The sequence below is a fragment of the Bacteroidota bacterium genome, from assembly GCA_016718825.1.
Classification (GTDB): domain Bacteria; phylum Bacteroidota; class Bacteroidia; order J057; family JADKCL01; genus JADKCL01.
This window is the reverse complement of record JADKCL010000067.1, coordinates 21,758-35,131: the sequence shown is the minus strand read 5'-3', so window position 1 is coordinate 35,131 and position 13,374 is coordinate 21,758. Positions and strand designations below refer to the sequence as shown.

The following is a 13,374-nucleotide window of genomic DNA, read 5'->3' as shown; positions in this document are numbered from 1 at the left end:
AATCAATTTGGGGACCCAAAAACTGGCTTATTGCTTCCTGATGATGAAGGCGAGAACGTAGTAGGGAGGGCGGTTTTCATGTGGAGGCCGTCACCTTGGGCATCGATGCCATGACTATGAATGCCGTCAAAATCCGTAAGGTCATTTGATGAAGTCATATTGTAAGGAAGATCATTCCCTGCTCCATTAGCATCCTCGATGACATCGTAGTCATTGATGTCTCGGTAACTATCATTAAAACCATGCCTGTGATTGCCAGCATCTTGCGTATTTCCCCCATGGGCATGCGAAGGCATTTCAGCAATCGTGAGGGTATGCTCCCGCTCCCCACCTTTGATACCACCCCACCGATAATCCGGATTGTTGTATTCAGTGCCTGTACCCGGTTGCCGTACTTGTCCTCTGGTCGTATCTTCAAGCACACCGACAACAAACCTTCCTCTCAAGTCGGGTGAACCTGGAAATCCGTTACACAGTTGCCATCCTTCGTACTGTGTGCCGACGACCCCTGTCCCGTTGGCGTCAAAGTTGGTGGCGGTGTTCATGATTCCACTCCACATCACTACGGTGCCGATCGGCACGATTCCCAGGCCGTTAAACTTGTTGGCGGTGACATCTCCACCTACCGTCAACGTACTTGATATATTGGCCTGCCCCTTGACATCAAACTCGACTCCTCCCGTGCGGGTGATGGTATTGATGCCGATCCAGTTGTCCACAGCCAAGGCTCCGCTGGTAAATGTGGTAATGTTGGAATCCTGGGCCCAAGCTGCAGCTCCAATGCTCACATTGCCTACGACGGTGAGCTTTTCGGTTGGATCAAAAGCCGTTCCTGTACCAATTCCTACGTTACCTGTGACACCTGAATAGATGTGATTGCCTACCACGGGGCTTGCGCCAGGAATGTCTTTGCGGATCCAGTCATGATCCAACTCAAACCATTGCCGGGGAGATTGATGGAAATAATAATACTTCTGAAGGTCGGTATCGAAAAAGATGAGTCCATGCGCGATGTTTTGGGTACTGTCCAACACGACACGGCTGCCCGAGGTGATCTTGGGCAAAATGAACCCCTTGTTGTTACCAGCCCCCGGCGAGATGTGCATCATCGATGAAGGGTGAGGGGTGGTGGTCCCTACGCCGATCTGTGCAATGGTAAGGGCTGGGACCGACAATAAGAGGAGGAACAAGAGCCGATAAGCAAAGTTCAAGGATGTAAACATCGTTTTCATACGCGCTAAATATTATTCTGCTTCAACCGTCAAAGTAACAGGGGCTGATTTGGCAAAGTTTCCCACCTTGTCAAATGCCCGGATTTCATAATAGTAGGTGTTTCCTTTTTTGAGGCCCTGGTCCACGACTTTGAAATCCTGAACCAAACCCGAAACAGGTAGAAACTCTTCCTTTCCCTGTTTGCGATAGACCATGCATCCGATCACATCGGCACCTTGCGGCAATGACCATGTAATCGTTGCCTCTGGCTTGCCCTTTCCATGCTTGACCTCGATATCCTGAGGTACCGCCTTCAAGCGCATCGTCGTCACATTGCCTGAAAAAGACTCCGACCTGCCAGATCGGTTCCCCGCATTGTCGATGGCCTGTACGGAATAGTAGTACACTTGCCCGGCAGCAATGGTGCGGTCATTGTAAGCAGTGTCTTTCGCGCTCAGGGGCCGCTCCATCAAGGGCTTCCAAATACTGTCGGGTCCTTTTTCGCTTGTGGATCGATAAATGAAATACCCTGCCAAGTCTGTTTCCATTCCAGGTAACCATACCAATCTTAGTGCCTCCGCATCTTTGCGGATACTCTTGATGGTCGGTGTTTGCGGTGGCTCGGGGTCAGGCAACAATGCAGTGGCCGATGCACTGAATACACTGACGTTGTAACTGGTATCGACAGCTTTGACAAAATAGACAAATGCGTTTTTGGCCACTTTGGGCAAGGTATCGTTGTAGCTGTTGGCGGCAACTGCCGAGGTGGTAATTTGAATGGTATCGGCCGACCCATTGGTCTTGGCCATGCGGTAGACCAGATAACCCTTCAAGTCCTTCTCCGGGTTTGGAAACCATGTGAGTTTGATCACGCCGGTATCGGCGACCGCCTTGAGATTGCGAACCTGCAACGGGGGCTTTACATCACGAACCGTTACAAATTGGCCCACAGTGCGGTTCTCATTGCCAGCTTTGTCAAAACTCGCAATGGCATAGGTATAGGTTACCCCTTGTTCATTCACCTCATCCTCGAATTTTATAGCCGATGGCGGCAACGGTTGCTTGTTCACTTTCACCCAAACCGTGTCCATTCCTTTCAGGCGATATACGTTGATGCCTTCCACTCCCTTCCCCTTTGGAAGGACCCAGGTAGCAGTCACCCTGTCAACATTCGACTTCAGTTCAAATTTCGAGACTTGCGGAGGAGGGGTCTTGTCAAGCGGTGTCAGTTTAAACTCCTGACTGGCTTCCGTTTCAAACCCGAAAAAATCGACTCCCTTCAAGATACAGGTATAGGTGGTGCCGTTTTGCAGGCTGTCTGCAAGGAAAAGCCATTCAGGATACGCCTTCTCCCCGTTTTTCTGGACCATTTTGCTGGGCAAAATGATCTTCTTGTTCAGGCGCTGCCAGTTGCTGCCGCCAATCTTGTAGTAAACGTGGGCACCCGTGAGGCGATCAGGCTCCGGATTCCAGGAAAAGGAAAGTTTTGCATCTCCTACTTTGGTCTTGATATCCTTGACTGCTGCGCCCGGCTTCTGTTTGCCAGCTTTCACACTTGCGGAAACGCCGTAGCTGCTCTCGCTGCCTCCGCGCACCTCCTTGACCTCGTACCGGTACTCTTTGCCAACCTCAGCGGATTTATCGTGGTAGATGATGCCCAAATAGGAGGAGAACTCACGGCTCTCGACCGCATTGGTAAGGACAAGGGCCAAGCCAATGCCTTCCAGCTGGTTCTTCTTCCGGAGACCATCGGCCATCTCCTTTGCATTTTTGATGTCTTTGTTTTGGGCCATCAAACCGCTGATGTCGGTCTGACCATAGGTGAAAGGTTGCGCATTGAGCAGTTTCCATTCCCCAGCGCCATTCTCTTGCCGATAGACATTGATGCCATTTGTACTTTTCAAATCCGGCGAGGTCCATCGCACCCAAACGCCACCATCGTCGGGCATTGCGAGCACCGTACGCTGCCCGATTGCTGCTGAAAAACACAGCATCAATGCGGTCATTCCCAGAATGATATGTCTCACTTCAAAACGCATTCTTACTTCTCAATTGTTCAGCTCTTCTTTATTTTCAAAGGTCTTATCATTCCCTTCACGGGATTCTCAATCATAACAGCGATCGGGATTTTTGGGGAAACTGACGTCCCCGTCCTTGATTTCGACACCGACATGGATGTCCACTCCAACTCCAAGCACCGAAACCTCGCCGTAGAGTTTCCCAGCCATGCAAAATTCATCGTCGATCTTGAAGCTGAGCTCGCCGCCGACGTTGACACTCGCAAACGTCACGTCAAAGTCTTCCCCCGCATCGGGATCCACCTCCATGCCCACTTCTGCTCCTGCATCAGCGGCAATGGATCCAAAAATGGCGGGATTGTCAAACGAAACCCCAACTTCTACTGCGACATTCAGATGTGCTTCAGCCCGGAAATCGATTTCGGCGACACCGTCGATGTCTATCCCGTAGGAGGTCACGGCCTCTCGATTGATTTCGCCATGCGCCAAGATACCCGACGGTCTTGCTTTAATATAGCCTGAGTTCCGCAATTCACTGATACAGCCAAGCTCCATCTCCCAAGGGTTGGACTGCGTACCGATATCAATGTAGAAGTCTTGCGGAGTCATTTGTCCATTGGCCTCACCACTACCACAGACAGGCTTGATGCGTCCCAAATCGGTCTTCACAGAACCAGCCTCTGCTTCCAAGTGAAATTGCACCTTCTTCTGTGCAGGCCACATTTCGATTCCACCAAAACCTCTTGCCAAATAGGAAGAGTTTGGATCCAAACGGTAGGTGTACAACCATCCGTAGCCATTCAGTGCGAGTTGGCGAATGGCGCCACTGTTTTCGATTTCCGCACGTACCCCTGTCATGAACAACCATTGGTACATGTTTTCCGGAAGACCCGGGATACCGGGAACATTGGGAATGGTGGGTACAGGAAGATTATAATTTGGCAGCTTGATTTTGCAGAGCGGCGCGTTGTTGGGAAGCTGCAGGTTGCAAATACTGGGGAGTTCCAGGTTGAAACCAATATCGCAAAGCTTCTTAATGGAGCCATTGGGCATTTTGATCTGCATGTCGCAGAGGTTGGGAAGGCTCGGAAGACTAGGCAGGTTGGGCCACTTAAAGTTGCACAAAGGAGGTGAGCCATTGGTGATTGGATTGCGCAGGTCGCAGTATTTGAAGCTCACGTCACATACCTTGCGGTTGGTTCCAGGCCAAACGAGATTACAGAAATTGAAATCGGGCCAAGGGATATCGAAAAGGCCGAGTTCGCAAACTTTCTTGCCAGAAATAGGATCCACAAGGTCGCAGAAATTGGGGATCAGGTCGCAGGGTTTCTGATCGGTAAGCGGAAACCTCAGGTCACAAAACTTCAGGTCAAAACTGCAAAGCGGTTGTCCACCGATTTTCCATTCGCAGACATTCCCCATCGACCAATCAAATTCCCACCATTTCACCTGACAAAGCGGAATCAGCTGCGGATTGCCATTGCGCACCACGGGCACGATGATGTCGCACCAATTTGCAGTAAGGCTGCAGAGCTTGGTGCCATTTGGCAGACGGAGGTCGCAAGGATTGGGAATCTCAGGGACAATGTCAGGCCAATTCCAGTTGCAGAAAATGGATTCCCCTCCATTTTGACTCAAGAATGCACACATGTCTATGTTGGGGATGATGTCTCCGATCTTGAAATCACAGATGGCCTTTACCCCGGGAAATTTCCATTGGCAAACCGGAGGAAGGTCAGGCATCAAGTCGCACAATTTCTTTTCGCAAATCGGGCCGTTTTGATCGCGGATATCGCAAAACTTGCCGCTGATATCAAAGTATTCACAGATTCCAGAGCCATTGGGCAACTTGAGGTCGCAAATATTGATGTCGCTGAAGCCTAACTGCCCGAGCGTGAAGTCGCCGAGTTTTTTTCCGCTTGGCATCATCAAATCGCAAAACTCAAGACTCGGCCAATTGACATCGAAGAGGTTCACCTCACAAATGCTCTTGGTGCCAGCCATACCATTGGAAATGTAGGGCACCTTGATATCACAAATGTTCAGGCCCTCCCAAGGAAATTCAAAATAGGAGCAGACGCTTTTTCCTCTGTATTGAAGTTCACATACACCTGGGATGTCAGGCAAGATGTCTGAAAGGCTGGGCAATCCTTCGGTGATGTTAATCGGGCCACTTTTTTGTTTTTTGCCACTGTAAGTATCGTGCAGGCCGATTTGACCATACATCCCCAAAGCCACATTTGCATTGATATCATGGCCCTCGATCGAATTTGCGCCATCGGGAGTTGCATTCAAATTCCAGAAATCGTTGAATTGATTGGGCTGGTCAAATGCCGCTCCTTGCCGGGAGGCCAAGTGGTGATAGATCTTAAAGTCAAATCCGTTCAGGGAAAAATCTGGATAGGCCTCGATGACCTTGTTGAGCCCTTGGGCCGCACAGCGTGTGTACCAAAAACCTGTTCCGTCCTTTTCAGCGATCACCAACCTCGCTGTTGCGACAAATTTGTCGGGTTGCTTGACGAGAATATTGCCTTTCGCCTCGAATCTTGACCCAAATGCGGGATCATCGTCTACATAATCTGCAAAAAGATCGGCCTGTATCAGGCTGTTGTCGATCGCGATTTTGAGCGGCCCAATCCTGGTTTTGGCAGACATTTCCTTTCCGTCGACACGCGTGTAGATGATCGGTGGAGCCGACTCGCCCTGTGAGCCGGCGACTGAAACCTTGAGCGGAGCGGCCGAGCAGGTGATTCCTCCAGGCAGTTGTATCTGTGTATGCATGGCAAATCCATACACTAGGCTTTCATAAAATGCGCCCACGCCTGTGGCAGTTCCACTCATGCCGCCAATATCAACCGGAACCTGCGCGGTCAAGTCCACTTTTCCGTTGGGTTCCCCAAAGCCAAGATCGCCGTTGCCCCAAACCTTGAGCCCGGCAACATTGTTCAAGCTCACACTCATCGCGGGCCATTCAAGATTCACATTCATCTTGATATGGTCTCCGCCGCCAAACACGGCTTGGTTGATCTCCAATTTCACCTTTGACAAGGTGTCTAGCGGGTTGTAGGTTTTGCCGAAGGCCCTGATGGAGTCCTCATGGAAGTAGGCAGTTTGGATGCCATTGGCAGCAATGGGTGCGACCCAATCCAGCTTACGGTTGGCATCCAAAAATGGCACCTTCAGGAAGCCAGTGAATTTGCTGTTGCTGAGCGAATTGTCTTCGATCTTCAACGCAAGGGAGGCAAGCTTGCCTTTGAAGGTATTGATCCTTGCGTAGTAGGGTTCTGAATTGGCACTTTCAAACGTTGCCGAGACATCCAGACTCAATCCGCCGGCGGTGATCCAAGCCGGCTGAAAACCTGGCTCACCAGCAACGTATGTGAGGACGATGGGTTCCGTGAGTGAAAGCTGTGCCTTTTCGTCAAAGTCAGAGGGCAAGAAAATATTGTGTTCCGTAATGTATACCCCCATCCATTCCGGAGTACCGGAGAAAAGCCCTGCAGGTGACTGTGAACCAGAGAAGTCGACTACAAAACTCTTGGGTTGCAGACTCATTTTGGTGTTGGAAAACAAAACCAGCTTTTCCCCGCCGGCTTGTCGCTCGACAACCATGTACCATGGATTGGAAATATTCTCAAACGGCACACTGAATGCGTCACCAGAAACCGTCTTGAGGTTGGAAGGAAAAATCACGTTTCCATACATCTTGAGGGTCGTGGCGCCTCCAGGAGCTACAATGAACTGCGAAGGCAACTTGTATTTCACCGAGAAGCCCATCGGGATGAGCAAGTTGAAGCTTTGGTTTTCTGCAAATGCGACAGCACCACTCAGCACCTTGTTGAGATAATTCAGTCGCACATTTTCCTGCGATACGACCACGGCATTCCCTGGAGAATTTACCGACAAAGGAAACCGCCACCGCACCTGCCCTTGGGCCAAAAACTCCATGGCAGTGAGCACCCAGGCATTGATGTCATAGGTGCCATCGCCGTAGTCACCAAAGTCCAGCTCTTTGGATTCGGTCTTGGGAATCACAACTTCGCCGACTTTGAGCACCCACTTGTTGGCGACCATCTCGACCGTGAGACCCGTGTAGCTCACCTCAGTAGGTTGCTCACCAGAGGCCAAGACCACTGTGCCGGTGCCTGCAAGGTTGCTGTATTTCGTATTGCTAATCTTCGTGATGTTGGTCGTACTGTTGACCGTGATCATGTAAGCACCATCAGCCACCCAAAAGGAATACACCACCGGCGGAGCCTTGAACTCCCATATCTCTGACTTGGCGGTCTTAAAGCCATCCGTACTGGATTTGATCTGCCAGGCATAGTAGGCATCAGGCTCCAAAGGCTGCTCCACGGTGACCGAGCCACCATAAATATTTGGCATGATGTTGGTCGAATCGTCGTACCAAACGCCTTGGGTGCGGTCCATATAGGCCGCAGCGGCAGATTGATTGGTGACGCGTTCGCCAGCATTGAGCTTGACGACTTTGAGATGGTATTTCAGCGGCTGACCATTGACGGCATTGCTCGGGCCTCCCCAAGCAAAATCTACCCGTTCGGGGTCTTCGACGCGGACTTGGTGGGCGGGGGCTGTCAGGTCAATCGTGCCATCGTCGCTGTAGCCATAGGTAAACCAGCAAACGGGCGCTTTGCCATCGTTTTCAAAGGTGGTCAAGCCATTGATGTCGACCACTCGGATTTGAAAAGCATATTTTTGATTCAGATCGAGGGGAACCTGTTCTGGGCCATAGACAAAACTTGTGCCGTTGACGGGTTGCCAATCGAGGATAGGGAATGAAGTATTGTTGACCGCGTCATTCACGTTCATCCCAGGAGGCACCTGTACGAGCTTGATTTGATATTCCACTTGGATCGATGGATCGTGCATCGGAATCCAGTTGAAGATGATGTTTTGCCCACCCGCGGCGGAAATGACCGCACCGCATTCAGGTGCAGTCAGCTGTGGAGGATTGTTTTGAATCAGCGTCGCGGTAACGCAACCAGGCAGCGCAAACGGAACTTCACGACCAGCATCAATCACCTCCGCACAAAAAGTATAAGTCCCTTCGGGCAGACGACCTGCATTTACAAGGTCGTTTTTGTTGGTCCCTTGCACATCCATTTTACTGAAGTCAAAGAGTTGCTCCAACTCAAGCAGGTCGATCATATTTGGACCCGGGCTCAAGGTTATGCGCTGGTAAAACGGCTGTGACGTGCGCAGCGTGAGTCCGTTGCCTTCAATGGTCAGGCGGATTTTGGCATCCCAAGACGGTTCACTTTGGTCCAAAAAGTTGACATTGAGCATGATGCGCTCTTGTCCAGGCTGCAAGAAATCGGAGAGATAGGGCGAATAAGGCGGCTGCATCACGACCGTCACGACGGCAGGATAGGCCTGCGCGTTCACGCGATGGGCGAGCACAAAGCTAAATGCAGCAAAGATGGCAAGCCATTGGACCATTCTTGCAGGACTGAAAAGCGATTTATGATCGTGCATTGGCTTTCTCATGCCTTAAAAGTTGAATGAATAACCGACGGAGCCCCGCATTTCAGAAAATTGAGTCGCCGTCGTTGCAATCGCCGACTTCCGTAAAAATTCGATACTTGCCGTGATGCCATGGTGCTTGCCGAGTTTGTAATTGCCGTTCAGGCGGTTGGTAAACACCGTCGAACTGATGCTGCCATCGACAAAAACGGTTTGGTACGATGTCCTGAACATCACCTTTGCCTTCTTTTCAAACAGGCTTTTTCCTACGCCAACGGATGGACCGACAAATGATGTCGTGGTTCCAGGCAGAATCGTATGGGTGAAGCTCGCCATCGAACTGATGTCCAATCCAAGGGTTTTGAGCTTGAGCGTATGCGCGAGGGCGACATTAAAAAAGTCGGTGACGTTGTCGGGGATAATGCTGTATTCCTTGCGACCGACTGCATTTTGATAACTCACATTCCCTGAAAGGCTTTGTTTGTTTTCGTCGCCGCCAAACTGATGCATCGCGTTAAATGCTGCGTTGCGGGTAACTTGGTAGAAGTTGAGGGAATCCGTGAGAATGTCTTGATCGACCTTGAGAAACGAACTGAAATTGCTGCCATTGAGACTGAAATTCCATTTGTCGTTGGGCGCATAACCAAGGTTGCCACTGTAAATCAGGCGGCTGTTACGCGTCGCTTTGATCTGTGCCAAGTCGTTGCGCTGCGCACCTACGCTGGCAGCGAGGCTTACTTTGCTTTTGAAAAACGAGGTGCTTCCATTTAAGGTGGCATCTTCGACGTCATTGGCAAAAAAGTAGGCGCCCAACGTACGGTAGTCGGTGTCGATGTGTTTGTACTTGAGGCTCAGGTTGCCCGCTTTGGCTTTGTAGCTGATTTTGCCTTGGTAGGCGGCATGGCTCGCGGATCCACTGCGTTGCTGGAAAAATGGGCCGAAATAGCTGAGGCTTGAACCGCCACCTTCGTTGATGGCAATCGGCCCGCGAATGTCGCGGGTGACCGCACTGCGGGCATATTCGGCCTCGATGTCCAATTTCTTGCCGAGCTTTTTCTTGCCCTTGATGCCCAATACCAAACCTTCCTCCGGTGTCACATCCGGGCTTTGGGTCGGTGCATCGATCGAATTGATATTGTCTTTGGCCTTGAAAACCGAGGCTTCGATGCTGTTGCCTTTGTCTTCGAAGCCGACCATCAAACCGTAGCCAACGCGGCCAAAGGAAGTGGTGGCACCTTCGGCCAAGGCCCTCGCCTCCTCAATCGGCTTCCGGAAACGCCCGACGACCCCAGAAATTTTCCATTTGCCAGGTGTCAATTCCACGCCGCCACCGAGAAAAGTGTGACCTGCGAGCGTAAAGTCCGAAAAAGTCATGTTGCGGTAGCCAATGTGCGCCGTCACCCATTTGTATTTGGGTGAAATGCCGTATTGGTTAAAGGGCTGGGTGAAATTGCTTTGCTGCTGACTGAAGCTCGCCGAAAATGGCACGTCGATCATGCCGAGAACCTTGAAATTGAGGTTGGCGTTCAAGCCATAGGTGAAAGGTGGACGGCGGCTGGGTGCTCCAAACGCCGTATAGAATCCCGTGGTGGCATTTAAGCCGCCAGAAACCTGAATCGGATGTTTCCAGTCAGGACCTTCGTCCTGCGCTCGCAACGCCGATACAGCCAAAAACAAAATCACGAGCAATAAAAAGCCCTTTTTCACACGCGAATGACAAGATTTCCAAATAGTTGTCGATTCTTACAAAGGTAATATTTGGATTGAAAGCATTTTTAAAATGTTCCAAAATCTTGGTTTAATGTTCCGAATCAAGCTATCCCGACAAATGATACATCACATTCGCAAGGAACCGATCTCTTCAACGGCCCAATTTCCCGAGGATCAATTCCTTAACCTGTCGCGTTACGGGGATCTCCTTGCCCGCAACGGTAATGCTCCCGGAATCGACTGCTTCTACAAAAAGAAGGTGAACGATATAGCTCCGGTGGACCCGAAGAAAACCTGCTGGCAACTTCTCTTCCCAAGCATTCAGACTTTCACGTACAAGCAGCGGAGCGCCCTCCGTTCGATGCACCTCCGTATAAACGCGATCGGCCTTGAACATTGTGATTTCGGCGAATCTTACCTTCTTAAGCGCAGTCCCGACCTTGACAAAGATATGGTCTGTCTGTTTGGCAGCCTCGCGGTTTGCCAGCACAATTTCGAGGGTGGCGAACACTTCGGCCTTGTTGAAGGGTTTCAAAAGGTAACCCGCAGGATGCACTTCTTTCGCTCTCGAAACAGTATTGGAATCGCCATGGGATGTCAGAAAAACAAATGGAACTGCTGATTCTGCGCGTATCAATGCGGCGAGTTCGATGCCGTCCATTCCCGAGCCAAGCCGAATATCAATCAAGACAAGGTCCGCCACATTTTGCCGAAGCAGGTCCAAGGCTTCCTGCGCATCGAAGGCGTGGCCGATCACATCGTAGCCTAAATCAACGAGCACCTGCCGCAGGTTTGCAGCGATGATAAATTCGTCTTCTACAATGAGGATGCGTTTTCCCGACATTAGCCCAAGGATTTAAAATGAATCACAAACAATGCTCCTCCCAAATCTGACCTTCCGACCATCAATGTACCTTTGAGTTGACGGGCCAAGCCTTGAACCAATGGCATCCCTAGGGATTCCGTGCGCTGCAAATCAAAACCTTCGGGCAAGCCTGGTCCATCGTCTTCGACGGTCAATTCAAAGGAATCCTGCATGCCACTCATAAAGCTCACCTTCAAGGTACCTTCGTCTCGGTGGGCAAATGCGTATTTGAAGGCATTTGTAACCAATTCATTGAGGATCAAACCCAAAGGAACTGCAGTGTCTATGCCAAAGCTGCAAGGATTCACAGCATAAACCACATTCACGTGGCTGCCATCAGGATACAATTCGCAAACCGCCGAAACGAGTTGGCGCAAATAGGCATCAAATTCAAGGTCGGCAATGTTTTGTTGCTGGTACAACTTCTGATGAATCAGCGTCATGGCCTGCACCCTCCCTTTGCTGGCCAACAAGGCGTCGAGTGCTGCGAGGTCGGCGACTTTGGCCGCTTGCATTTCGAGAAGGCTGATCATGACTTGCAGGTTGTTTTTGACACGGTGATGCACCTCTCGGAGCAGGACTTCCTTTTCGCCCAAGGCCGATTCAATCGACTCCTTTTGTTGGTGAATCAATGCATTCTGTGCAAAAAGCTGCCCATTTTGCCGCTTGAAGACAATGCCAACGATCGCGCCTGAAAACGCAAGCAATGCGGCGACAATGCTCAGCCCGATCAACCACCTGCTGCGTTCTTGCTCAAGGGTGAGCCTCGTCTGGAAAATCGTTTCCTGCTGCAGCGTTTTGGCGGCTTGCAGCAAGCTGTCTGAGGCGTGCTTCCGTTCATAATCGAGACGGGCTTCAAGTCGGGCGATCGCCAGGTTGTTTTCCTTGTTGAAAAGACTGTCCCGCAGCTCGATATATTCACGGTAATGGCGGAGCGCGCGTTGAGGCTGACCAGCCTTTTCTGCGCCGCGCCAAAGGCAATCACAAACCTTTACGAGATCATTGGTTTGTCCGGATTCTGAAGCATAAGTGTACGCTACCCCGCAATTTCGCACCGCAGCGTTGTATCTGCCCGACCTTAAATCCACCAATCCCAAAGCATGGTAGGCACGCCCAAGTGTCAACGTATCATGGTCACGCAACGCAAGATTCACAGCCAACTCCGCCGCATCCGTGGCAGCATCCATTTGCCCAAGCAAAAGGTAAATGCCTGAGGCCTTTGCACTTGACTGTCCTTCTTGTGCGGTCAGCCGAGCATCATGTGCAATCTGCCGGCTCGACTCGTACCAACACAAAGCTTCCAGGGTATCGCCGATCGCAACAGCATGGTCACCAAGTCCTTCCATCGCAGCCGTCTTAATGCGATACCTGGGCACTTTTCGAGAACGTCTCAAGGCATTATGCAAATTTTCAAAAGCCAAATCTTGTTCACCGATCAGCAGATAGACCTGCCCAATACTCAAGTATAGGTTGGCAAGATAGCCCACGAAGTTCCCGCGAAGGCAGGCTTTCTCTGCTAGGTGGAGGCTCTGCAGGCTTTTGTAGAATTCACCCTTCGAGCGGTAAACCATCCCGATGTTGAGCAATGCACGTGCCTCACCTTTGTGGTCCGCTGACTTTTGGGACCATTCCAAACTCTTGTTGTATGCAGCAAGCGCAGAGTCGGCAAGGCCGCGCAATTCAAAAACGATGCCCAGACTGTTGTAGCCGGTGGATATCTGTTTGGGCAACCCTGAACGCAAAGCGACTTCGCGTGCGCGCCGCGCATAATGGAGGGAACTGTCGAGTTGGTTGCGCCAATTCCAGACCCCTGCGATATTACAATTGCCCTGTGCCTCAAACCCAAGTAAATTCTCCTCCTGGGCCAAGCGGACCTGCATCCTTGCTGAATCGAAGACTGCCTCGGGGTTCCCGTTTATCTCTTTAAAAACCAAATTGGAAAGCTTTTTCAGGCGCGGCGAGGCGTTTTTTTCCAACTGCGCAAACGACAAATTGATGCTGATGGCGGCGAAGATCAGTCCACTCAACAAAAACTTCACCTTGTTCCAAGAACCGGAATGCCTTCGATGCATCCCCTAAGTAAAC

Annotated in this window: 6 protein-coding genes; all 6 read right to left on the bottom strand. The window is 50.8% G+C overall.

The window, feature by feature from the left end; translation table 11 throughout:
* Positions 1-2: 2 nt before the first annotated feature.
* The 6 genes from IPN95_30565 to IPN95_30540 all read right to left on the bottom strand — a co-directional run bounded on the left by IPN95_30565 (position 3) and on the right by IPN95_30540 (position 13,361).
* Positions 3-1,232, bottom strand: a complete 1,230-nt coding sequence (locus tag IPN95_30565; GenBank protein ID MBK9453657.1) for a hypothetical protein — start codon at positions 1,230-1,232, stop codon at positions 3-5.
* Between the two features lie 12 nt (positions 1,233-1,244).
* Entirely contained in the window at positions 1,245-3,239 is a 1,995-nt protein-coding gene (locus IPN95_30560; protein ID MBK9453656.1) for a hypothetical protein, read from the bottom strand.
* 78 nt (positions 3,240-3,317) lie between these two features.
* Positions 3,318-8,738, bottom strand: coding sequence for a hypothetical protein (locus IPN95_30555; GenBank protein MBK9453655.1), 5,421 nt, complete (start codon positions 8,736-8,738; stop codon positions 3,318-3,320).
* Positions 8,739-8,741: 3 nt separating this feature from the next.
* The gene (locus tag IPN95_30550; GenBank protein MBK9453654.1) at positions 8,742-10,421 is read right to left on the bottom strand and encodes a hypothetical protein; all 1,680 of its coding nucleotides are present in this window, start codon (positions 10,419-10,421) and stop codon (positions 8,742-8,744) included.
* 154 nt (positions 10,422-10,575) lie between these two features.
* A complete protein-coding gene (locus tag IPN95_30545; GenBank protein ID MBK9453653.1) occupies positions 10,576-11,268 on the bottom strand; it encodes a response regulator in 693 nt (230 codons plus the stop codon).
* Positions 11,268-13,361, bottom strand: a complete 2,094-nt coding sequence (locus IPN95_30540; protein MBK9453652.1) for a tetratricopeptide repeat protein — start codon at positions 13,359-13,361, stop codon at positions 11,268-11,270. Before IPN95_30540 ends, IPN95_30545 begins: the two co-directional genes overlap by 1 nt.
* Positions 13,362-13,374: the final 13 nt, after the last annotated feature.